General features: G+C 59.6%; 20 protein-coding genes and 1 riboswitch. Of the genes, 13 read left to right on the forward strand and 7 right to left on the reverse strand.

Features of this window, described 5'->3' with window-relative positions; genetic code table 11:
- Nucleotides 1-11: 11 nt before the first annotated feature.
- From KEM63_RS01395 to KEM63_RS01410, 4 genes are all read right to left on the reverse strand, one after another.
- A complete protein-coding gene (locus KEM63_RS01395) occupies nt 12-875 on the reverse strand; it encodes a winged helix-turn-helix domain-containing protein (protein WP_223654262.1) in 864 nt (287 codons plus the stop codon).
- 304 nt (nt 876-1,179) lie between these two features.
- A protein-coding gene (locus tag KEM63_RS01400; RefSeq protein ID WP_223654205.1) for an IS3 family transposase occupies nt 1,180-2,342 on the reverse strand; the annotation gives its coding sequence in 2 pieces (ribosomal slippage) (nt 1,180-2,087 and nt 2,087-2,342; 1,164 coding nt in all).
- 3,396 nt (nt 2,343-5,738) lie between these two features.
- A complete protein-coding gene (locus tag KEM63_RS01405) occupies nt 5,739-6,149 on the reverse strand; it encodes a hypothetical protein (protein WP_223654264.1) in 411 nt (136 codons plus the stop codon).
- 757 nt (nt 6,150-6,906) lie between these two features.
- On the reverse strand, nt 6,907-8,142 hold the full coding sequence (locus KEM63_RS01410; protein ID WP_223654266.1) for a tyrosine-type recombinase/integrase: 1,236 nt from the start codon (nt 8,140-8,142) through the stop codon (nt 6,907-6,909).
- A gap of 777 nt (nt 8,143-8,919) precedes the next feature.
- Between KEM63_RS01410 and KEM63_RS01415 the strand changes: the two genes are divergently transcribed.
- The 9 genes from KEM63_RS01415 to KEM63_RS01455 all read left to right on the forward strand — a co-directional run bounded on the left by KEM63_RS01415 (nt 8,920) and on the right by KEM63_RS01455 (nt 16,191).
- Nucleotides 8,920-9,150: a hypothetical protein gene (locus tag KEM63_RS01415; RefSeq protein ID WP_223654268.1), complete on the forward strand. Its 231-nt coding sequence runs from the start codon at nt 8,920-8,922 to the stop codon at nt 9,148-9,150.
- Between the two features lie 349 nt (nt 9,151-9,499).
- The gene (locus KEM63_RS01420) at nt 9,500-9,709 is read left to right on the forward strand and encodes a hypothetical protein (RefSeq protein ID WP_223654270.1); all 210 of its coding nucleotides are present in this window, start codon (nt 9,500-9,502) and stop codon (nt 9,707-9,709) included.
- A 592-nt stretch (nt 9,710-10,301) separates the two neighbouring features.
- Entirely contained in the window at nt 10,302-11,153 is an 852-nt protein-coding gene (locus tag KEM63_RS01425; RefSeq protein ID WP_223654272.1) for an STAS domain-containing protein, read from the forward strand.
- Nucleotide 11,154: 1 nt separating this feature from the next.
- Nucleotides 11,155-11,517: an STAS domain-containing protein gene (locus KEM63_RS01430; RefSeq protein ID WP_223654273.1), complete on the forward strand. Its 363-nt coding sequence runs from the start codon at nt 11,155-11,157 to the stop codon at nt 11,515-11,517.
- Entirely contained in the window at nt 11,514-11,915 is a 402-nt protein-coding gene (locus KEM63_RS01435; protein ID WP_223654274.1) for an anti-sigma regulatory factor, read from the forward strand. Before KEM63_RS01430 ends, KEM63_RS01435 begins: the two co-directional genes overlap by 4 nt.
- A complete protein-coding gene (locus KEM63_RS01440; RefSeq protein ID WP_223655917.1) occupies nt 11,912-12,922 on the forward strand; it encodes an anti-sigma regulatory factor in 1,011 nt (336 codons plus the stop codon). Before KEM63_RS01435 ends, KEM63_RS01440 begins: the two co-directional genes overlap by 4 nt.
- Nucleotides 12,915-13,775: a sensor histidine kinase gene (locus KEM63_RS01445; RefSeq protein ID WP_223654275.1), complete on the forward strand. Its 861-nt coding sequence runs from the start codon at nt 12,915-12,917 to the stop codon at nt 13,773-13,775. The genes KEM63_RS01440 and KEM63_RS01445 overlap by 8 nt, the downstream gene beginning before the upstream one ends.
- The gene (locus tag KEM63_RS01450; protein WP_223654276.1) at nt 13,768-15,708 is read left to right on the forward strand and encodes a hybrid sensor histidine kinase/response regulator; all 1,941 of its coding nucleotides are present in this window, start codon (nt 13,768-13,770) and stop codon (nt 15,706-15,708) included. Before KEM63_RS01445 ends, KEM63_RS01450 begins: the two co-directional genes overlap by 8 nt.
- Before the next feature lie 54 nt (nt 15,709-15,762).
- Nucleotides 15,763-16,191, forward strand: a complete 429-nt coding sequence (locus KEM63_RS01455; protein WP_223654277.1) for a PaaI family thioesterase — start codon at nt 15,763-15,765, stop codon at nt 16,189-16,191.
- A gap of 19 nt (nt 16,192-16,210) precedes the next feature.
- Here KEM63_RS01455 and KEM63_RS01460 read toward each other — a convergent pair whose 3' ends face one another.
- A complete protein-coding gene (locus KEM63_RS01460) occupies nt 16,211-16,762 on the reverse strand; it encodes an ATP-dependent Clp protease proteolytic subunit (protein ID WP_223654278.1) in 552 nt (183 codons plus the stop codon).
- 244 nt (nt 16,763-17,006) lie between these two features.
- On the opposite strand from KEM63_RS01460, the gene KEM63_RS01465 reads away from it, so the two are divergent.
- Nucleotides 17,007-17,219 carry a heavy-metal-associated domain-containing protein gene (locus KEM63_RS01465; RefSeq protein WP_223654279.1) on the forward strand — a complete coding sequence of 71 codons (213 nt, stop codon included), beginning with the start codon at nt 17,007-17,009 and terminating at the stop codon, nt 17,217-17,219.
- An 11-nt stretch (nt 17,220-17,230) separates the two neighbouring features.
- Here KEM63_RS01465 and KEM63_RS01470 read toward each other — a convergent pair whose 3' ends face one another.
- A complete protein-coding gene (locus KEM63_RS01470) occupies nt 17,231-18,091 on the reverse strand; it encodes an acyl-CoA thioesterase (protein ID WP_223654280.1) in 861 nt (286 codons plus the stop codon).
- 191 nt (nt 18,092-18,282) lie between these two features.
- Here KEM63_RS01470 and ligD point away from each other — a divergent pair, with 191 nt between their 5' ends.
- Complete coding sequence (gene ligD, locus KEM63_RS01475; protein WP_223654282.1) at nt 18,283-20,883, forward strand: DNA ligase D; 2,601 nt, start codon at nt 18,283-18,285, stop codon at nt 20,881-20,883.
- Between the two features lie 20 nt (nt 20,884-20,903).
- Nucleotides 20,904-21,128, forward strand: a complete 225-nt coding sequence (locus tag KEM63_RS01480; protein ID WP_223654284.1) for a DUF2188 domain-containing protein — start codon at nt 20,904-20,906, stop codon at nt 21,126-21,128.
- A 25-nt stretch (nt 21,129-21,153) separates the two neighbouring features.
- Here the strand turns inward: KEM63_RS01480 and KEM63_RS01485 are convergent, their stop codons facing one another.
- Nucleotides 21,154-21,327: a hypothetical protein gene (locus KEM63_RS01485; RefSeq protein ID WP_223654286.1), complete on the reverse strand. Its 174-nt coding sequence runs from the start codon at nt 21,325-21,327 to the stop codon at nt 21,154-21,156.
- 42 nt (nt 21,328-21,369) lie between these two features.
- A riboswitch (cobalamin riboswitch) is annotated at nt 21,370-21,502 on the forward strand.
- Nucleotides 21,503-21,584: 82 nt separating this feature from the next.
- Between KEM63_RS01485 and KEM63_RS01490 the strand changes: the two genes are divergently transcribed.
- Nucleotides 21,585-25,859 (forward strand): cobaltochelatase subunit CobN, encoded by a 4,275-nt coding sequence (locus KEM63_RS01490; protein WP_223654288.1) that lies wholly within the window; start codon nt 21,585-21,587, stop codon nt 25,857-25,859.
- The last annotated feature ends 4 nt before the right edge of the window (nt 25,860-25,863 follow it).

The following is a 25,863-nucleotide window of genomic DNA, read 5'->3' on the forward strand; positions in this document are numbered from 1 at the left end:
ATAGCCCCTGTTCATTCCCCTCGCTCGCGTCGGGGGACTGGCTGGTCAAGCATGGAGAGCCAGCCAAAAACGGACGCAGGGCGCTCCAGGGGATCGGCGCGTGTCGCAATCCCGATCACCAGACGATAATGTTCGTCTGCAATATCCCGGGTCCAATCAGCAAGCAGCGGGCGGGCGAAATCGCCGACGAGCAGTTGGTATAACACAACCCCCAAAGCATAAATGTCGCTACGCTCGTTGCCCTCGTGACCGCGATAGATTTCCGGCGGCCGATAAGGGTCGCAACTTTGCCTGCCCTCTTGTAGCCTTTCGCCGTCAGAGCGTCGACCGAGCATCAGTGTTTTGCCATCTACAAACACGCACAGGTCGGACGCCGACACTAAGTTATATCGCTTGCCCCCAAGGTGCCAGCTGCCCACCGACTCAGCCAGCGGACGAAACAGCTCGAGCCGCCGCTGCGAAGACAGGCCCAGCAGCGAGTCGGTTGCAAGCAGGTGACCGGCTCCGGCTAGTGTTGGGCTGTGGTCCCCATTTGATGACAAGCTAGATGCAATTGTATTGGCAGGCGGCAAACCAGCCGGCCCAGGCATGACCCGCTCAATCCGTACCGGACCATTTAGACGATACCCTACCCCTGCGATAGTCACTATAGTTCGCGCCTCGCGACCGAGAGCCTTGCGCAATTTGGTCATGGCGCTGGGCAGCACGTTCTTGACGGTAACCCGTCCGTTCCACACCTCGCGGAGTAAGCGTTCGTGCGGTACGACTCGATCAACGTTGCGCAGAAGCACTTCCAAAAGCCGTAGTGGTCGTCGCTCGAGCACGACCGGCTCGCCGAGAATGCGCAACTCTAGCGCCTCGGGATCGAACTCCACGCATCCGAAGTGATACCTACTGGGGGTGACGGCTGAAAGCTGACCTACTTTAATGAAGACCCTCCTGTGCGAGTTGAGCGCTTCTCGTTCCTCTCCTTCGCCACCGTAGAACGCGATTAGTTCGATCTGCCGAGTTCGTGCCGACAAACGGTCACGGCCCTCGTTAGCGAGACGTTAGAACGAAAGGTGTAACGGGTCACCCGAAAGAAAGGTCGAATTGGCAGCTAGGCCAACCAGAACGTTGAGCCGATTCGTATCAAGGAATACATGGAGCGCAACATGGCATTGAAAAGCCTTGTAGTGGTCAACTGATACCGGACAGTGGATTAAGGTTTTCTTCTGTCCTGGCAGGTGCCAGCCCACCGTTGTATGTATGTGGCCGCAGCCAGTTGTAACGCGTCATCAGGTAGTAGCTGATATCCCGCTGTGCTTCGTTCAAGGTGGTGTAGCCAGTGGCTGGCACCCATTCTGATTTCAGGCTTCTGAACAGCCGCTCCATAGGAGCGTTGTCCCAGCAGTTGCCCCTTCGGCTCATGCTTTGACTCATGCGGTAGCGCCACAACCGCTGTCTGAAGTTGCGGCTGACATACTGGCTGCCCTGGTCGGAATGGAACATCACGTTCTGCGGCCGGCCTCGCTGTTCATAAGCCATATCCAATGCCTTTGTAACCAGCTCTGCATTGGGTTGACTCGACAGCGCCCAGCCCACAACCCGACGGCTGAACAGATCCAAAACGACGGCAAGGTAATACCAGCGACCCTGAGCCCAGATATAGGTAATGTCCCCGCACCAGACTTGGTTAGGCGCCGGCACAGCAAAGTCTCTGTTCAGGTGATTCGGTATGTCCAGCCGCTCGATAGTGGCTGATTTGTAGGCGTGTCGTCCCGGCTGCTTGGATACCAACCCCAAGCTGCGCATGACGCTCCGGACCTTGAAACGACCAATTCGATAGCCATCTTCGCGCATCAAACCTACGATGGTTCGGCTACCGGCGGAGCTTCGGCTCTCGTTAAATAGCTGATTTATCTTGCTCCGCAGTGCGACTTTCTCAGGGTCAATATGCTTCCGGCGACGCCGCGCATCGTAGTAACTGGATCGGGAGATACCGAACGCTTCACAGACCAGTTCAACAGGCTCGTGCTCACTTAACCGGTCTATCAGCGCGAACGATCGAGCTCGTCCGCCATCAAGAGAGCTGTAGCCTTTTTTAGTATCGCTTTCTCCCGTTCAAGCCGATTGATTCGGGCTTCGAGCTCTTGAATCTTCTGCTGTTCCGGAGTCAGCGCTTTGCTCTTGGGCGTACCGCCATCACGTTCGATTCGTAACTGGTCGACCCACCGGCGTAGCGCCGTTTCACCAATTCCTAGCGACCTGCTTGCCTCACCGACCGAGTAGCCCTGGTCTAAAACCAGCAATGCTGCATCATGCTTGAACTCGGTGGAAAACGTACGACGTTGTCTTGTCATGGAACACCTCAGCGATGGTGGTAATTTACCACCCATTTCGGTGTCCGGGATTAGTAGACCACTACAATGGCTGATGGGTGGCGGTTGCTGTCTCTTGGCAGCCAGCGGCTTTACTGGGACTATGCCCCCTCAACCAGCCCTTCTCTGTCGCCATGCCGTGGGCGATTGGGGTTGGCTGGACGGAGCTACATAGGAAAGTGCCAGCTCACTCGCAACACCATGGTGCCTTTTGGGAGAAGATATGGAATTTGTTTACGCTGTCACTTTTGTTGTCGGTAGCCTTTCTATAGTTAGCGTCATAGGTTACTTCGTCGCCAAACGCCTTGATAAGAAATTTGCAACCGAGCTTAAACAGCCTACCTCCAAACAGTAACAGGCTGTGTGCTTGCTGGAGGCATTTACTCAATGGACCCATAATTCATTCAGGATTATGGATGTATCAAAGTCGGACTGCCCACTTTCGAATCCGTCGGTTAAGGACGGCGTTGTAGTTGCAACATGTTCTTGCTCGCCACCATTATCGCTTAAAAAGCTGAACAAAAGATGTGTGTTGAGCTCAGTGCTAAGCTTTCAGCTTGCACTAAACTGATAGGTAACGTTCGTTTCGGTAACAGACGGAAGAGACTAAGTTTAGCTCGGTGCCTCAAGGCGCTAACCCAACGGAAGCGCGGCCAGGCGGGGGCGGCAGTTTTAAAACCGGGAGCGAACCGTATCCGAATCAAGCGGTACCAGGCCCAAGCTAGGGTTAGACGCAGGAAGCTCTGTAGGCGGGTATCGATCCGAGTTGCCGCAAAAACATGAGTAAAAACAATACGTTAGTGCATCATGCGCTCGAGTAGAGCTGGCAGGCTGACGGTAGCGGGAATCGTGTGCTACAAAAACTTGCGTAAGAACAAGGTCTTAGATTATCTGGCGCTGTGAGCCCGGTTGTTTGTCGGCGTGCTAGGCGGAACTATTTTCTAGCTTCGACTTGTCGGGGTAACGGAAAATGTGCGTAAGAACAAATAGTTACGGCGGCTTCGCCTCCAGAATCTGAGTGGTGAGAGCGGTAGGGGGGTCGGGCTGCTGACAACGGAAAAAGTACGTAAGAACAAGACGTTAGGCGGGTTTTCATCAAATCCCGCTGTCTCGGTAGGTCATGCAGTTTGAACCCTGCGACTAGAATTAGATTTTCCTGACTGAACAGAAAATGTGCGTAAGAACAGATAGTTAGGTGTATCTACCCTCGAATTTTCAGATGCAGGGGACGGCGAAGGATAGCACAGGAATCAACGGAAAAAGTGCGTAAGAACAAAGGCTTAGCAGAACACAATATCGTTAGGTCGGTAGCTCGCCCCGTCTGCGGAATGCCGAAACCTTTACCGTCTATGACTTGGGGCAACAGAAAAACCTCGTAAGAACAGACGCTTACAGTCGATTCGGGCGTTTTGGAAGCATTTCTCGTTGCTCGCTTCATTTCTTATCTACGAGCCTAGGTCAGCTCGTAGAAAATAAGGTAATTCGAGCGAACACCTCAACCGTCATTCCGGGTCGCTTAGGTGCAACAAAGTCGGGTGCTGCTTGGTCCTTCCAGGAGCAATGGTAGGCTGTTCCACATCCAGACCGCTTGGAGGAGGCATCACCCCCTTGGTGCCTGACGAATGCTCATCATTAAAACCTACCTGACGCTGGTTGTCTCGATCGCCGGGAGCATCATCGCCATGACCGTGGGCAGGTACTTCCTCGCTGAACCGAGAGTGATGATATCGCTTAGGAATCGCCATTGGAGAAATCACATCCAGCTGAGGTGCAGCCAGGAAAACAAAGTGCAATCATCGGAGTCGCAATCAACTGAACAGGGCACAGGGAGTGTCGAGGGCGATAAATGATGACTTATTCTGGCCGAGCATCTTCCCTACGCGTTTTCCCTCATGGTGCTGATATTGATCATGGTCCTGAGTGCTGCGCTGTATGTGGCGGCTGCAGCATACGAGTACGTGACTTAATTAGCGCTTCGTTTCGCTTCGTTCGCAAAACAAAGATGTCGCGTTAAGCAGTCACTCAATCTAGAGGTAGTAATGGCGTTTAGGGAGTGGAGATGGCCTGGGTTTTCCGCCAACGATACCGAACGGAGCTGCATGGTTTTGCACTGAGTGTCTCGGGCAAACCTGCAGATTGATGACCGTCATCGACGATGGGCTTTCACTACCTTGCATATCCATTGAAGGGCATTCTTTTGACGGCGTGTCAGCTGATGACGAAAGATTGATCATCCATTCGAGTAAATATGCACTTTGTATTCTGGCTCGAAGGCATGACCTATCGAAAGAACGGCGGGCCTATTGAAGAACGTATGCACAGAGGCTACCCAATTGTTTGCACGCTGGTGAACCGTATTATGTTCGAGCTGCAAGAGCTTGTAAGACAGATCAATCTCTCTGATGTCTTGGGTCGCGTATGCGCCTGTTGTTTGTCCGAGGTTCGAACGAAACGGGACCATGACCGAAGCGAGAGGTCCCCGGGTGGTCTATCCTGGTGAGCTTAACCGAGCATCTATCCACAGAATCTGTGTGCAACGCTGTGGATAAGAATGGCCTCGGTTGATCTACGCCCCCCGGCCTCGATCGATCAGTTTTTGGCCACGCCCTGCGCAGCAAGTTGACCTTTCGTAAGCCGTTTTGCGGCGACCTTCAGGCCTCACCATATCTCGGCATAAGGAAACAGCCTTGGCGGGCCGTGACGGGCTACCAGTGCAGCCGGAACCCCTATCGTGACCGGAGGACTTTTCGCTGTACAGGTCAAAGTTCGCTACTTTGCCGGTTCGCGAAGCTAAGCGTGACACCAAAACGTGCTGAACAAAGCAACACAAATGGGTATCCGACAGCAACTTCGAGGAACATACTGCCGTTATTGCATAAGCCGCGACCACACCCAAGCAAAACCAAGCCCCAAGCAACGCCAGCGCGCAAGCGTCGTCGATCCCAGGATAAGAATCGACAGCGGAGAGAAAAGGACGGAAAACTGATGTGCGCCTGATGGTGACTGGCTTTGCCGCGCTTTGGCGACAGGTCAGTGCTGCGGTACTGGTTTGGCTCAGACCGATCGACCGGTATTTGCTGAGCGCTTTCATTCTGGCTGTTGCTTGCGTGAGTCACCCGAGGAACCGATATTTGCTGCGCGGCATCGTCACCTGAGGCACCGATAATGTGGTGCGTGAGAGGCCGGCAACCTACCTATATTTCTTGAGCGCCGCAGATTACCTGCCGTTCAAGGAATTCCGGTTACTGCTGGTAGACCGAATATCTCCTGAGCGCTCCCACCGCCACCCAGGACACCGATATTTTCTGAGCGGTACCGTCCTTGGGCAGACCGATATTTGCTGTACAGCGCGCCATCGCTGGTGCGTAGTAAGGAAGATTAGGTGGATGGGGATTGGTTTCGCCATTCTTTGCAGCAAGGTATTCCGGCGAAGATCACTATCAGCTGAACCACCAGCACGAGCAGCGAAACCAACGGGAAGAACATCGCTGCCACTTTGTAAACGGGGAAAAATATCGCGCTAGTAGCGATCGTGAAGAACCCGAACCAAGGATTGAACAGAAGTACAACTCCGACGCACAGTACGTTGTAGAGACTGCCCCAGCCATAGCTGAACCCCTCAGGCGTGAGGCCGCACAGCAGCGCGATCGGCAGGTACATCAAATAGCAGATGTTTGCGCGTTGCCGCATGCTCAGGCTGCTGTCGCTCAGATCGGGCTTTGTCAGTGTCATCATCTTGAGGCCTGCTGCATACATAGCCCGGTACGCTGCAAATACAGCATAAAACATAATGATCCCTCACTAATGGCGACTACTGGAAGTGCCAGCTAGTGTACCGGACGATGACGGGAGATTTAGTGCTCGAATTGGCTTTCTTAAAGACCGATATTTCATGAGCGGCCCTTCGGGTCTGGCTTTGCTTGAGCCGTACCGTCTAAACGCTCAGGTACACGAAAAGCCCGCATGGATCAAGGCGTACACAGGATACCGGAGTTCCAAATGAGCAGGTCGGAATAGATTGGATATCTTGTACATTATGCGAAGTCGTAATCTGCTATAAATCAATGTTATACATTCGCATAATGTGGTTATGTTAAATCAGGTGCTATGTCAGGGACTTCATGAGCAGCCTGCCGAACGACTCAACTCTCCCGCGCTCGACCTTCCCGTTTAGTAAGTATGCGCCCAGTTGATAAACAATCGGTTGTTGATAGTCATGCTCTATTTACCCGCTTCCTGTCATCCGGGTTTTGGAATCAGACCTTGGGAGATGTCTCATGGTGTTTTCCAAGCTACTGGCGGATCTTCTCCAAAGCCGTCAGCCTGAGTCTCGAAGGCTAGCTTATCGTCGGTTCGCGTCTGAGTGCCTGGCGATGAGTTACGTGCTTGCCGTATTCGAGGCTCTGGTGAGGGCTGGGAAAGCGAAGAGGGAGGATATCGCGCCATGGAGGCGCGCGCGCATAGTGCCGGTCGGAAGTTAAGGGTAGGCTAAGTCTTTGATAGCACAGGGGGTTACATGCGTAACCCCCCCCCCCCCAATTGCTTCTCATGAAAGCAGGCGTCCTAGTATCCGGTCGAAGTCCGCCATAGCGGTCCGCCGCCTCGGAAGAGTTATCATCGGATTGTTGCGATAGTGGTCGGTCACCACACCGCCAATGCCGTGAGCTTGGAGCTCGTCTGACAGGCGATCATCGATGCCATGTTGCGCCATGAGTTGTGTGCAGGTCCGACGCAGATCGCGAGCGGTGAAGCTTGGAATCGCATTGCCGTTAATCGCGCTGTGCTCCGATGCTAACCAGCGATTCACCGCATTTTTCAGACTGGACAGGCTCACGGGGCGGCCATCCGTTCGATTTGTCCAAGGCCGGACACGGTTGCCATTGAGAGCGCGAACTTCGTCAAGGATTTCGAGAGCGCGAGGAGAAAGTGGCACCGGGTGCGCCCGTCTCTGTGCTTTGCCCCCTCGGCCCTTGTTATGAAAGAGATGCACGACCCCTTGTTCTAAGTCGTAAGCGCTCCAGTCCGCTTCGATGACGCTTGAGAACCGTTGACCCGCAGTGGCGATGACGAACTTGAACAGTCGTGTGATTATGGGACCCACGCGGTCTGTTTTCTCTAAGGTCGTCCAGAATTGCTTGAGCTCCGCTTCTGACAAAGCTCGAGTCCCTTTATTTGCCGTGTGCTCTACCGTAACCGCCGCGGCTGGGTTTGTTTCAAGGGCATATGTTTTACTACTGATACGCCCGACGACATTTTCAGCTTTCATGCCGTAGTTGAAGGCTGCGCAGATCTGGACACGCACGCGTTCCGCCATCACCTTTGCGCCCCGCCCATGTATGGGCAAGAGAAGTTCTTTAATATGATGCGGCCGGATGGTCGCTGCATGTAGGGACAGAATCTCGGGACTCTGATTTCGCAGCTTTGCGGTGACTCGCTTCATTTCGCTTAACGTAGTTGGATGCAGTTTCCCAGTCCGATCTTCGATATAGTCCAGCAGAAGATCCTCAAGGGTGCCTTTTGCGGCTTCGATCGAAGCGATGCGTTCTGCCTCGAGTTCTTGAAGACGAGCGAGACGCTCCAGCTCGGCCTGATGTTGTAAAATGTCTCCATGCTCTGAAGCTATCCGAGCTAATGCGATCGCGCGCTCCCGAATTTCGCTAAGGGTAAAACCCGGGTCTTTTGGCCTCTCTTTGAAACTTCCCATGCTGACCTTTTTCCGCTTTCCGTCGAGCGAATATCGATAGGTCGCAGTGATCGTTCCGCTGGGTTTACGCTCGAACAAGACCGCTCCTTTGCCTCTGCCGGGAACTGAGTCGGTGAGGGTGTCTCCGGTACTTAGGGCCTTGAGTTCTTCTGCTCGCACCAAGCGAGCGATATTTCGAGCCATGGATCTGTAACACCTCAAATTCAGGTACCACTTCAGGTACCACTTCTTCTGCAACAATTCCGACAAAATTGAAACTGACCGGAATGCTTAGAAACTACAACCATCTGAAATATAACAGAAAAAAGCGAATTCAGCTGTATGCTGAAACGAACGGAAACCGCGGAAAAATTGCCTTGTAATCAGTAGGTCCCGGGTTCGACTCCTGGTGCCGGCACCATCATTTAAAGGCCCGCTTGATGCGGGCTTTTTTTTGCCTTCCAGTTATTAAGCCAGCGGCGGGCTTACGTAAAAGCCCTGTCGATCAGGTCGGCAGGCCACCGGCAGACGGGCGCCGTCCCGAGGCAGCCGCTATTCGAGGTAGTCCGTGCTCCGTGGCAGCAAATGCCACGCACTCTCGCGATATCAATATAGTGAACTTTTCATTTCATAAAGCCACTAACTCAGCGAGGCATTTACCCATGATGCTTCCGCCAAATAGCGCCAGCACCGAGAGGTAGGGTCGCTCCCTTGCATTCCTCGAGGTCGACGTCACGGATCGACGTCGGCGCATTTTTGCCTCGCGATGGCGATATGCCGCTAAATTGACGTCAAATATTGATTTGTCGGCGATAGCTCTCCATATTGTTCCACCCGCTTTCGCACCTGCTCGCAAGCGGCACGAGAGCGGACGCCATGTTTTCAATAAAAGAGATTCAATCTCACGTTCTGGCGAGCGGTTTGGTCGATGCCTGTGCATGTACGGTGACATCCAACGGCACGCTGACCCTGGAATTGACCAGAGGTGACTACCGTTTTGTCGTCGCTGGGCTGGAGAGGAATGTTCAGGAAGGGTTCGGTGATCGGCTTATTGACGAGATTCGCACTGCATTGGCCATTGCCATGCGGCGGTCAGGCAATCGTTAAATGCTTCGCCAGGCCAGGAAGGCTGCTGCTGGAGTGATAACACCGGGGCTGAACATGAAGCAGAAGCATGCCCAGTCAAATTCGACGCCTGCGGCTGTCCTGTATGAAATTACGAAAACAGTCATTACCCAGGCCATCGCACAAACAAGCGCGGCCAGGCGCTTGGATGATCTGTTTGGGCGGTCTGAAGCCTTCGGGTGGAGGCGAAATTTCATGAGCGTTTCGAACATACGGCGCTGTCTCGGTAGCGAGATTATGGCACGTTGCTAGTATCGGGGGCGATATCGTCAACCTAACGTTTTGCCGCCGTTTGCGATTTGACGTGGAGCGGTAACCGGGGTTCCGTCTGATGGATCGCTATTTCGGCTTGATCTCGCCAGGCCCACAGCGTCCGTCGCTGCTCTATGAGCAGGTCAGCGGCTTGATCGGCCGCATCCTGATACCGCTCCAGTACAAGGGCTGCGACCACGCCGACACCCGGGTGGTACCGCTTGAATGTCTTGCCCGACCGGACGAGATCACCGCCGCGGCAGACACAACGCCAGAGTCATTTTGCTGACGAATACTCATACCCTTTCGGGCGATTGACGGAACTTCGGCGCTACGACAGAGTCCATGCCCTCGGACTAGACACTTCGAAGGATCGACATGGACCAGAGCAAGCGTGGATGGGTTTGGGCGTATCGCAAGGTTCGCGGGTGGCACGTATCCGGCGTGCAAGCCTTTTACCGGGCAACCCGGTTCGCCTTGACGGGCGACAGCGGGTCATTTCACAGCCATGGCGGCTGGCGTAAGTCCAGACTGACTCGCGGCTGACCGGCCGCTCGCTATGCGAACTGGGCGTCAATACCTCTGGCGCCCGTCCTCCGTTGTTGCGCGATCTCCGTCGATATTTCGCCAATCCTCACGGCGCAGTCTGCGCAGGCGACCGCCGTCCGTCGGTAATCCCGATTCCCTGTTCCTGCTCCCCAAGCGTCGCTTTCGTCGTGTTTGAGGGCAAAATGCCAGTCTGGTGTTGAACTGCGGGGTGATCGTCCGTTTTCGCTGCATGGCCGGCCGCGCGGCTGTTGCCGCCGAGTGCCCATATCTGTTGTAACAACGCTTCTTCGCAACATGTATTATCTGAGCCTATCAAAACGGAGAGACAGGCCATGGCGGAGCTGGACCAGCGCACTATCAACGTACTACTGCAGCAGCAATCGGACATCCAGACCGAATGGGTTCGCAAGCTCGACGCCGCCGGTTCGGCACGCGGGCTCAAGCCGGGTCAGCTCGAAGCGCAGACCTCGGAATTCCTCACTCTCGTTGCTGAAGGTTGCGCCAAGACCGGCGCCGAGAACTGGGCGAGCAGCGCCTGGGACGATGCGCGTGAGTTCCTCGAGAAGATTTCCCACAGTCGAGCGTTGCAGGGATTCGATTCGCAGCAGACGGCGAGTTTCGTCTTTTCGCTCAAGCCTGCCATCTTCAAGGTATTGCAGGCCGTCTATGCCGATGAGCCGGCCGTCCTGACAGCGCAACTGACTGCGCTGTCCGAATTGCTCGACGCAATGGGATTGCATACGGTCCTGACGTTCCAGAAAGCCCGTGAGTCGGTGATCAAGCGTCAGCAGGAAGAGCTTCTCGAGCTGTCCACGCCGGTCGTCAAGTTGTGGGACGGCGTGTTGGCATTGCCGATGATCGGGACGCTCGATTCGCAGCGCACACAGGTGGTCATGGAATCGCTGCTGCAGCGCATTGCGGACACTGGTTCAGAGATCGCCATCATCGACATCACCGGCGTGCCGACGGTCGATACGCTGGTAGCGCAGCATCTGCTCAAGACCGTCACCGCCATTCGCCTGATGGGCGCCGACTGCATCATCAGCGGCGTGCGTCCGCAGATCGCGCAGACCATCGTGCACCTGGGCCTTGACCTTCAAGGCATTGTCACCAAGTCGAGCCTGGCTGATGCGCTGGCGCTCGCCCTGCATCGCTCGGGCCTGAAAGTTACCAAGGCGGGCTGATATGGAACGCATACCAATCCTGCGGATGGGCGAGTTTCTGCTCGTGACCATCCAGGTGGAGATGCATGACCAGTTGGCGTTGACCCTGCAGGATGATCTGTCCGAGCGCATCGACACCACGTCCGCGCGCGGCGTGCTGATCGATATTTCCGCACTGGAAATGGTCGACTCGTTCATCGGAAGGATGATTGCCAACATCTCGGCAATGTCGCGCATCATGGATGCCGAGACGGTACTGGTTGGCATGCAGCCGGCGGTGGCCATCACGCTGGTCGAGCTGGGTCTGGATCTGCCGGGCGTCAGCACCGCGCTTGATGTCGAGCGCGGGATGCGGCTGCTGCGCCAACGCGTGACAGTGCGATGAGCGCCGAGCGCGGCACTCAGGCGCTTCGTACCGAACAGGATATCGTTCTCGCTCGCCAGGTCGCACGTAAACTCGCACAGCAGTGCGGGCTGCGTCTGGTGTCGCAGACCAAGCTGGTCACCGCGGTCAGCGAACTGGCCCGGAACACGCTGGTGTACGGGCAGGGTGGCGACATGCATTGGGAGATCGTTGAGAAGGAACTGCGCAACGGGATTCGCATTGCCTTCGTCGATCAGGGCCCTGGCATCGCCGACCTCAAGCTGGCCATGACCGATGGCTGGACGTCCGGGGGCGGTCTGGGTCTGGGCCTGACCGGGGCCAAGCGGCTGGTAAACGAATTCGATCTCGACAGCCGACCCGGCGTCGGGACGACCGTGACTATCTGTCAATGGAACTGAACCTGTCAGCCACGCTGACCGAAGTCATCGCCATCGAGGATGCCAGCCAGGTCGGTCAGGCCCGGCGCAGAGCGCAGCAGATCGCAGCGTCCATCGGGTTCGATGCCACGGATGCCGGACGGGTTGCGCTTGTGGTCACCGAGCTGGCAACCAACCTGCTGAAACACGCCCGGCTGGGCGAGATGCACTTGCGCCAGGTGCCCTGCGCAGGCGGGCAAGGTATAGAAGTGCTGGCGGTCGATCGCGGTCCCGGATTCGATGCCGAGCGCTGCCTGCATGACGGGTTCTCCACCGGCGGCACCCAGGGTATCGGGCTGGGCGCGGTTTCACGTCAGGCGCAGGTGTTCGATCTGTACTCGGATCACCGCGGTTCGGTTGTCATGGCCCGGCTGTTTTCTCGCGGGACGAAGCCCGTCGATCTGCGGTTTGGTATCAGCCAGCATGCACAACGCAACGAGTCGGCCTGCGGTGATACCTGGCATCTGGCCCTGGACCGCAAGCGCATCAGTGTTCTGGTCGTAGACGGCCTGGGTCATGGCGAAGACGCTGCCGTGGCCGCGCAGGCCGGCGCCAGGGCTTTCGCCGAGCATCCGTTCGACGGGCCCGACCAGCTGATCGCCGATATGCATCGCAGCATGCAGGGTACGCGTGGCGGGGCGGTTGCCGTCCTGCAGCTCGACGTGGATAGCGGCGGGCTGAGCTTCGCCGGCATCGGCAATATCGGTGCCCGCATCATCGCGCCGCAAGGTACGCGGGGTCTGGCATCGCACCCTGGCATTGTCGGTGTGCAATACCGCAAGACCCATACCTTCAGCTATCCCGATGCAGGCGGGCAGTTGCTGGTAATGTTCAGCGACGGATTGCAGTCGCGCTGGGATCTGCAGGATTATCCGGGGCTGCCGTTCCTGCATCCGGCGATCATTGCCGCAGTGTTGTACAGGGACTTTTGTCGCGGGCGCGATGATGTGACCATACTGGTCATGCAACTGGAGATGCCGGATGAGTGAGGCACAGGATCAGAGCGCGGAGCTGGCCAGGCTGGTCCGCGACAACGAAGCACTGCGTGCGGAGCTCGAGGAAACCAATCAGGGTGTGCTCGCCCTGTATGCAGAGCTCGATAATCAGGCTGATGCGCTGCGCCAGGCCTCCGAGCTCAAGAGTCGCTTCCTCTCGTACATGAGTCATGAATTTCGCACACCTCTCGGCTCGATCCTCAGCATCGCCGGGCTGCTGCGCGACGAGCTCGACGGCCCGTTGAATGCCGAGCAGCAAAAGCAGCTCGCGTTCATCAAGGGTGCCGCCCAGGAACTCACCGAAATGGTCAACGATCTGCTCGATCTGGCCAAAATCGAAGCAGGGCGCATCAGCATTTCGCCAGCCTGGTTCGACATGCTCGATCTGTTTGCCGCGCTGCGAGGCATGTTCCGCCCCATCGTTGACGGTGATGACGTCGATCTGATCTTCGAAGAGCCGGAGGGTCTCCCCAAGCTGTACACCGACGACAAAAAGCTCGGCCAGATCCTGCGCAACTTCATCTCCAACTCGCTGAAATTCACGGTGCGCGGTGAAGTGCGCGTCACGGCGGAGCTGGTCGGTGACGATCGCATACGCTTTTCCGTTGCCGATACCGGTATCGGTATCCCCGAGGAACTGCACGATAAACTCTTCGAGGATTTCATGCAGGTCGATTCGCCGCTGCAGAAGCGGCTGCGAGGCACGGGGCTGGGTCTGTCCCTGTGCAAGCGATACGCGGCGCTGCTCGGAGGCGTGGTGGGCCTGAAGAGCGAGCCGGGCGTCGGTTCGACCTTCTTCGTGGAAATTCCGCTCTCGCTGCAGCTGGAGGCAGCGCACCATGACTGACAAGCAGCTGCTGATCGTCGATGATAACGCGGCGACCCGTTACGCCATGCGTCGTCGTCTGGAGAGTCATGGCTATACAGTAATCGAGGCAGGAACCGGCACCGACGGTCTGGCGTTGCTCGGTGCGCAGGACATCGACGCGCTAATTCTGGATATCAACCTGCCGGACATGAGCGGGTTCGATATCGCCCGGCGACTTCGGGCGGATACGCGAACCGCCTTGCTGCCCATCGTGCACGTCTCGGCAGCGTCCATCGAAAGCGGCGACATTATCACCGGGCTGGACTCCGGTGCCGATGCCTACCTGATCCACCCGATTGATCCCGATGTCTTGCTGGCGACGCTGCGCACCTTGCTGCGCGTGCGGCAGACGGAAGTGGCGCTGCAGGAGCGGGAAGCCCATTTCAGGGAGATATTCCACAACATCTCCGCACCGATTGCGGTAATCGATTCGAACTTCACGGTCCACGAGGCCAACCGGGCGTTCAGCCGGCTGATCACCGATTCGCGTTGCGGCGAGGCGCTCGGGCACTGCTTCGCGCCCGGTCAGGACAGCGAGCTGGAAACGGTTCGCGCACGGATCCTGGCCGGCAAGCGCTGGACCGGTACGCTGAAGATAAACATGCTCGAGTCCGAGCGCCTGACGCAGTGGCAGGTTGCACCGTATCGCGCGCCGGATATCGCGATGGTGTTCGTCGAGGATGTGACCGTGCGCCATCAGAAGGAGGTGAGCCAGCGCGAGCAGCTTGCCACCGCCAACGATCTGCTGGCGCAGGAGGTGCGCGAGCGCGTGCGGACTGAAGCCCAGCTCCTGCAGGCGCGCAAGATGGACTCGCTGGGCAAGCTGACCGGCGGCATCGCGCATGATTTCAACAACCTGTTGACCAATATCATCATGAGCCTGCAGCTGCTCAGCGAGCGCATGGATCAGGGTCGAACGGAGAACCTGCGGCGCTATGCCGACGGTGCGCTGGCATCGGCACAAAGTGGAGCTGCGCTCACCCATCGGCTGCTCGCCTTCGCCCGCCAGCAGCCACTCGAAGCACGTCCGGTCGATATCAACACGTTGCTCGGGTCGCTGGAAGAACTGCTGGGTCGCTCGATCGGCAAACACATCACCCTGACCTTCGACCTGGCAGCAGGCGAAGCCGTTGCTCAGGTCGATGCCAGCCAGCTCGAGGCGGCTTTGCTCAATCTGGTGATCAACGCCCGTGACGCGCTGCCCGAGGGTGGTGAGATTCGCATCAGCAGCGCAATGATCGACATCCGGGACGACGCTGAGTTGGCTGACGGCCGTTACGTGAAGATCACCGTGCATGACAATGGCATCGGTATCGACGCGGACGTCATCGACAAGGTCTTCGATCCGTTCTTCACGACCAAGCCGCTGGGGCATGGAACCGGGCTGGGTCTGTCGATGCTCTATGGATTCGCCGGCCAGTCCGGCGGCATCGCGCGGATTGTCAGTGAAGCGGGGGAATTCACCGAAGTCACTCTGCTGCTGCCTGCCGGCGCGCCTGCAATCGACGCGGCCCAGCCGGACACTGCATCTGCGGGTCAGGGGCGCACAGGCAGTGTGCTGATCGTCGAAGACGTGGTGGCTGTCAGCGCGATCATCGCCGAGCGACTGACCGAGGCCGGGTATCAGTGCACTCAGACCGATAATGTGGAAAACGCGCTGGCCCTGCTCAGAGGCGATGGGCCGATCGACATCCTGCTGACCGATGTTGGCCTGCCGCGAATGAACGGACGTGAGCTGGCCGAAGCGGCGCGGCGGTTGCGGCCGGGACTGCCGGTGCTGTTCATGACCGGCTATACCGAGCAGGCCCGAGAGCGGGACTCCTTCGTCGCGCACGACATGGACATCCTGTTCAAGCCGTTCAACGTCGAAGAATTGCTTGGCAAATTTGCCCGCCTGCTGCCTGGGCAGTAATACCCGCGGAGCAGACCCTGAGCTGCTCCGTCGTTCACCTGTAAGGAGTCCGCCATGGCCCTGCGCGCCGATGTTACGCTAGACATTCTCAATCAACGCAGTGAAGGCAATCTGCCCGGCATCATGGGCATCGAGATACTCGATGTTCAGGAGGGACAGCTGACCAGCCGGATGCCGATCCAGCCACACCATCTCGCGCCCAACGGATTCCTTCATGCAGCGAGCGTCATTGCGCTGGCCGACACCAGCTGCGGTTACGCCACTGTCGCGCACTTGCCGGAGGGCGCCCAGTCATTCACCACCATCGAGCTCAAGAGCAACCATCTGGGTACGGCCCGGCAGGGTGCGATTGCCTGCACCGCCCGGGTGGAACACCAGGGACGCAACACTCAGGTGTGGGATGCTGTCGTCACCGATGAGAGCACCGGGAAGAAGATCGCCCTGTTCCGCTGCACACAGATGGTGCTCTGGCCGAAGGCCTGAGCGTTCGGCCTCGCCTGCCTCAGGTGTGTATCGCGCAGTTGATGGCATCCCTGGGCAGCTCGACGTCTTCCACTGCATGGCTCATGCCGGTCTCGATCGCCTCATGCGGATTGAGGATACGCGGCGCCGCCGTCAGGTAGCTGCGCACATCCATCGATGAGCGCGCGCCTTCGGTGCGCTCCTGCACGATGCCGGTATACATCTCCAGGTCGTAATCCAGGCTCATGGCGTACTCCGACATCCGCGAGTGGTCGACCGAGCCGTGCAGCGTCCAGTGAAACGGATGAAAGAGAAATTTGCTGTGATGGCAGGCGGTTCGTCGCTGCCCGGCGAGATAGAGAATGTTCCCCATCGACTCCACCGTGCCCAGATTGTGGGTGCTGACCGGTATCGGCAGCGACATGAGGAAGTTGTACATGGTGAACCCGTAGCTGCATTCGCCGCCCATGGTCGCGATGCGCAAGACTATTTCGCTCGCGTCCTGCTGGACGGCTTCGGAGCACTTGCGAATCAGCTGACCGCACGTGCTGGAATTGATCGGGGCAGTGAAGTTGATGACGTGAACAGTCATTACGCGTTGGTCTCCAGTGGGCGCAGGAACCGCTTCCTGGCCGATGTGCGGGCGCGTTGCGCGCAGGTTGTCACCGGTGGACTGTCTGCAGCCTGTCGAGTTCGAGCGAGGCATGTGTGCACAGGGAGGCGCGGCTTGGTCGGGAACATCTGTTGGGCACCCGGTCTACTGCTCAGATGAGCAACGGGTTGACCTTCTCACGGTGTCAGGGTCGAGCATGGTCCAACCCTCAAGGAGACATCACATGAACAAGCTCGAACTGCAAGTCCGTGACATGACCTGTGGCAACTGCGTGAAGCACGTAAGCGAAGCACTGGAGCGCCAGCCGGGCGTCGAACGGGCGCTGGTAGATCTGGACTCCGGCCGCGCCGTGGTGTCGGGCAACGCCGACCCCGATCGCTTGATCGCTGCGCTCGAGGAGGAAGGTTACCCGGCCGAGCTGCTCGGCCGGGACTGACGCAGCTCGGCTTACTTCAGGCTCAGGCGCAGCAACTGCTCACGCAGTACATCGGGAATCGGCACGGGACGGTTGCTAGCCGGGTCGATCACCACCATCACGCTGTTCGCGGCGGCCTGCATCGCGCCCTGATAGCGGGCGCAGCCGGTGAACACGAACGAGCTGTTGCCGATGCGCGTTATGCCGGACCCCAGGTCGACCGGATCGAACCCGGGGCGGTACTGCAAAAAGCTGATGTCGGCCGAGGCGATGAGAATGCCCAGTCCGCCCATGTCCAGGCTGCGAATGCCGCTGAAACGCGCCTGCTCCATGTAGCGCGCCAGGGCTGCTTCGCTGCGCTGGCTATCTGCGTCCAGGTCGGCGTAGCGCGGGGTAAGCGGCTGGCATACCGGAAACTCGCTGGTCGCATCGAGCCGGGCAATGTAAACAGCCGGCGCCAGATCCAGCGGCCGGCTGACCGACGCCTGCATGAGTGTTTTGCGGGTCTCCTCGGGTAGCGCAACCCGCTGTCCCTTCTCGAATGCGCCGATCCGGCACTGCTGAACGCCCACATGGTTGTCGTCCTGGTACAGGTCGCAGCGGACCTGATACTCGTCCTGCGAACAGTCCAGGATCTGCACCTGGGCCTGAATGTCGCTGCCGTACCAGGAAACCAGCCGGTAGTCGGTTACCACACGAATCGGCCGCAGGCGGATCTGGTCCGAGAACCAGGCGTCCTTCCCGAACATGTCTAGGTGCGCCAGCATGCGCGCCTCCTGATGCAGCTGATAGATCCTCGAGTTGTTGACGTGCCGCCAGGTGTCCAGGTCGGTATAGCGGGGCGTGATCGAGCAGCGGAAGGTGGCTTCGGCCGGGTTGTTGCGTGCACTCATCGGGTCGAATTCCTCGATATGGATTCCTGACAGCGCGAAAGAATGGCGGCTCCTTGCCTCCCGGCGCAACCGAAGCGTAGCTGCATCACTGCTGCAAATGGCTGTGCATCGCAGGCACGGCGGGGCGCATTGCGGTGAACCTTGAATGCCGACGCTGCTCTCAAATAACAGGTGCCAGCCAGAGAACCTGTATGAGCCAGCCACTGGAAGAGTACAACCGCAAGCGAGATTTCGCCGCCACGCCGGAGCCATCCGGCGAAGCCAGGCGCCGCCGTGGCGGCAAGCGCACCGCCGCCGGCAAGGCGCTGCAATTCTGCGTGCAGAAGCATGACGCCACGCGCCTGCACTACGACTTCCGCCTTGAGCTCGACGGGACGCTGAAGAGCTGGGCGATACCCAAGGGGCCAAGCCTCGATCCCCGGTCCCGCCGGCTGGCCGTTCACGTGGAGGACCACCCGCTGGATTACGCCAGTTTCGAAGGCAACATACCTGCTGGTCACTACGGAGCGGGAGATGTGATCGTCTGGGACCGTGGCGTATGGATTCCGCAGGGCGATGCACAGGCCGACTACGAGAAAGGCAAGCTCAAATTCGAGCTGCAGGGCGAGAAGCTGTCGGGCATCTGGAATCTGGTGCGCACCCGCATGGATGGGAAGAAGGAGCAGTGGTTTCTGATCAAGTCCAACGATGAGGTGGCCCGGCCGGAGCGCGAGTACGACATCGTGGCCGAACAGCCGCACAGCGTGCTCAGCGATCGCACCATCGTCGAGAAGAAGCGCGGCAAGGCTGCTGCAGCAAAGGCCGACAAGGGCGCTAGCCCAAAGGCGCTGAAGAAAACCCCAGCCGCCCCCCGACAGGCGAAATCCTCTGGGACGGCTTCGCTGTCCGGTGCCGAAGCTGCGCCGCTGCCCGAGTCGATCAAGCCGCAACTGGCGACTCTGGTCGAAACGATTCCGGACGGCGAATGGCGCTACGAGATCAAGTTCGACGGTTACCGCATCATGGCCAGGATCGAGGACGGCGACGTGCGTTTGCTGACCCGCAATGGTCATGACTGGACGGCGAAAATGCCCCGTCAGGCCGAGGCGCTGGCGAGCCTGGCGCTGGAGTCGGCCTGGCTCGATGGTGAGGTGGTGGTCACCGACGAAAACGGTCTGCCGGATTTCCAGGCGCTGCAGAATGCCTTCGAGGAAGGCAAGAGCGGCGCCATCGTCTACTACGTGTTCGATATGCCGTTTCTGAACGGCAGTGATCTGCGCAAGGTACCCCTGGAGGAGCGCCGCGCTGCGCTGGCAGAGGTGCTGCAGCGCAGCGAAGACGACATTCTCAGATTTTCCGAAGACTTCGACGAATCGCCCGATGCGATGCTCAACAGCGCCTGCCAGATGAAGATGGAAGGGCTGATCGGCAAGCGCTCGGGCAGCAGCTACGTGTCGCGGCGCAGCAACGACTGGATCAAGCTCAAGTGCAAGCACCGGCAGGAATTCGTGATCGTCGGCTTCAGCGAACCCAAGGGCAGCCGCAGCGCATTCGGTGCCTTGCTGCTGGGTCTGCACGATGCCGACAGTGGCGAGCTGCGCTACGCCGGCAAAGTCGGCACAGGCTTCAATGAAGCGAGCCTGCGCAGCATCCACAGGAAACTCAAACCGCTGGAAGTCGACAAGCCGGCACTTGCCAATCCGCCAAAGGGAGTTGATGCGCGAGGCGTTCATTGGCTGAAGCCGAAGCTGCTGGCGGAAGTCTCGTACGCCGAGATGACCAAGGATGGCAGTGTGCGGCACGCTGTATTCCAGGGGCTGCGAGACGACAAGCCGGCGACGGATATCGTCGCCGAAAAGCCAGCCGCGGCGCCGCAGGGCGGTGCCCGGGGCGGGTCCGCCAAGCAGACCGGCAAGGCGGCTGGCAACGCCGGACCGAATCTGCGCATCACCCACCCCGACCGCGTGATCGATGCCAGTAGCGGGACCACCAAGCTGCAGCTGGCGGAGTACTACGCCCGGGTCGCCGGCTGGATACTGCCCCATCTGCAGAATCGCCCTGTAGCGCTGGTCCGCGCCCCCGAGGGCCTCGCTGGCGAGCTGTTCTTCCAGAAGAACGCCGACCGTCTGGCCATCCCCGGCATCGAAACCATGGGCAAGGAATATTCCGGCCAGCCGGTGATGATGGTCAACAACGCTGAGGCGCTGATCGGCGCGGTGCAGATGGGCACCATCGAATTCCACACCTGGAATGCAACGTCCGCGGATCTGGAACGGCCCGATCGCTTCATCCTCGACCTTGATCCCGATCCGGCGCTGCCGTGGAAGGCGATGGTCGAAGCGACCCAGCTGACACTGGCAGTGCTCGACGAGCTGGGGCTGCAGTCGTTTGCCAAGACCAGCGGCGGCAAGGGTATCCACCTGGTGGTCCCGCTCACCCCGTCTGCCGGATGGAGCGAGGTGAAAAGCTTCAGCCAGGCCATCGTCAAACATATGGCCAAGCTGCTTCCCGAACGGTTTTCTGCGGTGTCAGGGCCGAAGAATCGCGTCGGACGCATCTTCATCGACTATCTGCGCAACAGCCAGGGTGCCACCACCATCGGCCCCTTCGCCGCGCGCACCCGTGAAGGCATGCCGGTATCGGTGCCCATCTTCCGCGAGGAGATTACCGAGATCCCGAGCGCCAACCTCTGGACTGTCCATAACCTGCACGAACGGCTCGAGGAGCTGGATGATGATCCCTGGGCCGGCTATGCCGAAGTTGAGCAGACCATTACTGCCGAGATGCGCGAACGTCTCGGTTTGAAACGTTGACCCCAACGAGGAGTACGCTCATGCAGAACTATCACGTCACCCCGACCGACAATGGCTGGCAGCTGATCAAGGAAGGCGCATCGAGGCCGGCAAGGCGCGCGCAAACCAAAAAGGAGATGCTGACGCTGATGAAGGAATTCATGGAAGGCAAGACTGGCTCGGTGAAGATTCATCTGCAGGACGGGAGCATCCAGGAAGAGCGGACCTATCCGCGCAGCGCCGACCCGGCCCGTAGCGAAGGTTGAAGCGCGCCTGGCCCGAACCTACCGGTCAGGTTCGGGTCACACCCTGTGAATCCCCCTTTTTCAGGAGCGTCGCATGCTTAAATTTCTCGCCAGTACGGTCGGTATCATCTTCCTCATCGGCCTGTTGGTCATCATTGGCCTGCTCATGCTGATTTTCTGATTGCTGCCCACCGAATCTGACCGCGTGCTTGATTCCCACGTGTGCCCTGCGTATGGTGCTTCGCTTGCCACGCTTTGACGCGCGGCACATGGAGTGCGTGGTGCCCGTTCCGACGGGTTAAATTGGAAGACAGTCGAATGCTGTCGCTGCCCCCGCAACGGTAGGGTCGTCCCGGACGACCGAGCCCGATACAGCCCACACTCCCTCAGGTTAGGTTGCGGTGGGCGACTTCCCGATGGATTGCAGAACATGCGTCTTCTGCTGTCGTCGGTAGCCCACGTCATGACGGAGTGGGCATGCGACACCATCGAATTTTCTTGCTGCTGTTTCTCTTCGGCCTCTTCTGGCCGGCTCTGGGTCACGCCCGGATCAACGCCATTGTTTCCCAGTACAGCGCTGCCGAGTTTGCGGCGGCCGCTGCAAGCTTCGCTGACTCCGGGGCCCAGGTCCCGATCAGCGCCCGGACGCCGGAGCAGCTTGCAGAGCTCAGTGACGCCGAAATCCAGCGCTGGCTGAACGATGGCACGCAGGTGCTGGCGGTCGGTCTGTTCGGCCCGGAAACCGAACGCCTGCACACCTTGTTGCAGCGCTGGCCGGGGAAGGATCTTTTCATAATGCACAGCGAGCAGCGCCTGGTGGCGCTCTCCCGCAGCGCTGGCGCTCCGACGTTCGATAATGCCGATCAGGCGCGGCTGCTGGGAGCGCAGAAGCCGGGCAATGATCTGTCGAAGTGGGTCGCGGATATGCAGCGCGCGCATCCGCAGCAGGCCGAGTGGATCCAGGCGCGCAGCTACTGGCTGGCAGGCGGCAGCGACAATATCGCCCGGCTGCTGGGTTGGCTTGCCGCGCGCAGCGAGCCCCGGGTGAACGTCGCGGCACCTGTAGCGCGCCCGCCATGGCGTTTCTACCAGGCCGGCGCGATCCGCGACCTCGAAGAACTGCAATGGAGCGATGGCCGCAGCGTGGCGATCATAGATCACAGCCGCGCCGATCGCAGCGGCGACCGAGAACTCAACGACCAGCTCTGTAAGGCATTGGCGGACCGCAAGCTGGGCTGCGTCAGCGTGTTTGCTGACTGGGGTGAAGGCACGGTATCGGCGCTCAAGTGGCTGGTCGAGCGGAAACAGGCGCCGCTGGCCGCCGTGGTGGTGCTGCAGGATTTCGTCATGGGCGGCGGCGAAGGCCGCGAAGAAGCCAGCAGGCTTCTGGCCCGGCTCGATGTGCCGGTGATCAAGGGCTTGCGTCTGGATGATCGGGATGAGCAGGCCTGGCAGCTCTCCACTGACGGGATCGGGCGCGACAAGGTGCATTACCAGCTGGCGCTGCCGGAACTGCAGGGCGCCAGCCAGCCGCTGGCGCTGGCCACCTGGCAATCTGCGCGCGAAGATCCGGTCAGCGGTATCCGCTACGGCTTCAGCGTTCCGATCGCCGAACGGGTCGAGGCACTGGCCGATCGGGTTCGCGGCTGGCAGCGCCTGCAGGACACCGACAATGCCAGCAAGCGGGTCGGCATCATCTATTACAACCATCCGCCTGGCCGCCACAATATCGGTGCGGACAATCTCGACGTACCCCAATCACTGCTGGAAATACTTCGTCGCCTGCAGGCCGAGGGGTACGCTACCGGTCCGCTGCCCGCGTCGGCCGATGCCCTGCTCGACCTGCTGCAGGAGCGTGGGGTCAACCTGCCTGAACACAACGACGCGCTGGCCGAGATGGCGCAACACATTCAACGCGTCAGTGGCGAGAGTTACCGTGACTGGTTCGCTGGTCTGCCTGCTGCCCTGCGCGCCGAGATGGAGCAGGGACCGCTTGGCTACTGGCACGCCCAACTGCGTCGCGCCGTGGAGGCCTCGGAATTCGAGCGAGCCACCCAGGTGCTGGAGCAGGGCAGCAGCGAACTTCATCACGTGCTCGACGGCGTGGAGCACCCGGCACGCGAGCGTGCCCTGGATCTGCTGGCGCAGCTCGAAGCGCTTTACCAGCAGGCGCTGGAGCAGCCGTCCCAGGCGGACTGGGCTGCCGCCGAGGAGCGGGTCGCGGCGCTTGCCGCTACCGGCGTCGAGGGCTTGCGCGGCTGGGGCGAGGCGCCCGGCAGCGTGATGGTGCACAAAGGCGACCTGCTGCTGCCCGGGTTGCGCTTCGGCAACGTCTTCATCGGGCCGCAGCCACCGCGCGGCTGGGAGATCGACGAGGAATTGCTGCACGCCAATCTGGTCTTCCCGCCCCCGCATCAGTACCTGGCGTTCTACCACTGGTTACGCGAGGACTTCGCAGCCGATGCGCTCATTCATCTGGGCCGTCATTCTACCTACGAGTTTCTACCGCGCCGCCGCGCGGCGTTGAGCGATGAAGATTATCCGCTGCAGATCATCGATGCCGTGCCCAGCATCTATCCCTACATAGTCGACGGCGTCGGTGAAGGCATTCAGGCCAAGCGCCGCGGGCTGGCAGTGATGGTCGACCACCTTACGCCGCCGCTGGTCGTCACGCCGCTGTACGATCATCTTCTGCAGCTGCGCCAGCTCATCGAGAGCTTCGAGACCGGTAGCGGCCAGCATGACGGGCCGGCCCGGCGGGCGACTATCGCCCAGATCAAGTCGATCGTCAGCCAGGCCGGGCTCGAGGAAGAGCTGCGTGAATCCATGGCTGATCCCCTCGCGGCGCGCGGTATCGCCTTCGAGCAGGTCGACGATGATCTTCTGGTGCACGAGGTGGGCCACTACCTGACCAACATTCAAGAACGCTTCATGCCGCTGGGTCTGCATGTGTTTGGCCGACCCTGGACCGATGACGCCGTCGACACATTGCTGGCATCGATGGGTGACTCAGCCGTCGAGCATCGCCAGGCCCTGATCGACTCGCCCGCCGCGGAAATGAACGCCTTGATGGCGGCGCTGGATGGGCGCTTCGTGCAGCCCGGCAAGGGTAACGACCCGGTGCGCACTCCTGAAGTGTTACCCACCGGTCGCAACTTCCATGCGCTCGACAGCAGCCTGCTACCGAGTCGCGTGGGCTGGGGTCTGGGTCAGGAGCTTGCCAGTCAGGCGCGGCAGAAGCCCGTCGAGCCGGGCAGTCGCGAGGCGGTGGTGCTGTGGGCTTCGGACACGGTGCGCGACGAAGGTGCGATCGTCGGCTTCGGGCTCGATTTGCTGGGCATCGAGCCGCAGTGGAACAGCCGTGGCATCGTCCAGGGCATCCGCCGGGTACCGCTGGAAGGCGACCGCGAACGCCGTGATGTTCTGTTCACCACCTCGGGGCTCTTTCGCGACCTCTACGCCGACCAGCTGGCGTTGCTCGAACGTGGTGTGCTGCTGGCGCTCGATGGCGCCTCGGCCACCATACGCCGTGACTTCCCTGCGTTGAATGCCGCGCTGGATGCGGCGCTGGCGCCGCTGGGCAACACAATCAGCAGCGGCGGCGAGGAAAGTCTCGAGAAGAACAGGGTAGCGGCCAACTGGGTGGCCGATGCAGCCCGCAGGCTCGATGAAGGCCTGGGAGACGAGCAGGCTGGGCGGCTGGCATCGTTGCGGCTGTTCGGTGTCGCCCCGGGTAGTTATGGCGCCGGGGTAAACACCCTGGTCGAGCGCTCCGGCAGCTGGGACCAGCGCAGCGAACTGGCCGACGCCTACGTCTCCCGCATGGGCCACGCCTACGGGCTGGACCAGCAGGGCGAGGCCGTGCAGGGCGTGTTCGAGGACAATCTGCGGCAGGTCAATCGCACCTATCTGGGGCGCTCGAGTAACCTCTATGGCCTGATCGACAACAACGATGCGTTCGACTATCTGGGCGGGCTCAGCCTGGCGGTCGAGCAACTGAGCGGCAGCTCGCCGGATAATATCGTCATGTGGCACAACGATCCGCAGCGCGTGCGTCTCGAGCCGCTGGGCAGTGCGCTGACCGCCGAGCTGCGCGGGCGCTTCCTCAATCCGGCCTGGATCGAGGCGTTGATGCAGCACGACTATGCCGGCGCCCGCACGATGGGCAGCGAATTCATCGAATACCTGTGGGGTTGGCAGGTGACCAATCCCGATCTGATCCGCGATTCAGCCTGGGAGGAAGTCAAGGCAGTGTACATGGACGATCGCTATGACATCGGGCTGGACACATTTCTCGAGCAGGGCGCCAATGTGCACGTTAAGACCAACATGCTGGCGGTCATGCTGGTAGCGATCGAGAAGGGCTTCTGGGAGGCTGACGAGGCAACCGTCGCCGAACTGGGTAGCCAGTTTGCACAGCTGGTTGGTGAACACGGACTACCGGGCAGCGGTCATACCAGTCCCGACCATCCGATGCTCGACTGGCTGGAGCCGCAATTGCCGGAAGCGCTGCGCCAGGCATTGCATGATCGGCGCGAGGCTGCCCGGCAGCCGGCGCAGCAGGATTCTGGTCCCAGCAGCATCAGCGAGGTCACCCTGGAGCGGTCCGAGCAGCAGCAGCCAACGGCCGAGGCCGACGAAGGCGAGGGTGGCCGGGCCATGACGGCAAGTGCGCTGGTCGGTCTGGTCATCTTGCTGCTGTTGCTTGCTCTGGGCATCTGGCGCGGCCGCGGTCGCACTCTGGCGAGGTAGGCTC

Source organism: Halopseudomonas nanhaiensis (assembly GCF_020025155.1).
GTDB lineage: Bacteria > Pseudomonadota > Gammaproteobacteria > Pseudomonadales > Pseudomonadaceae > Halopseudomonas > Halopseudomonas nanhaiensis.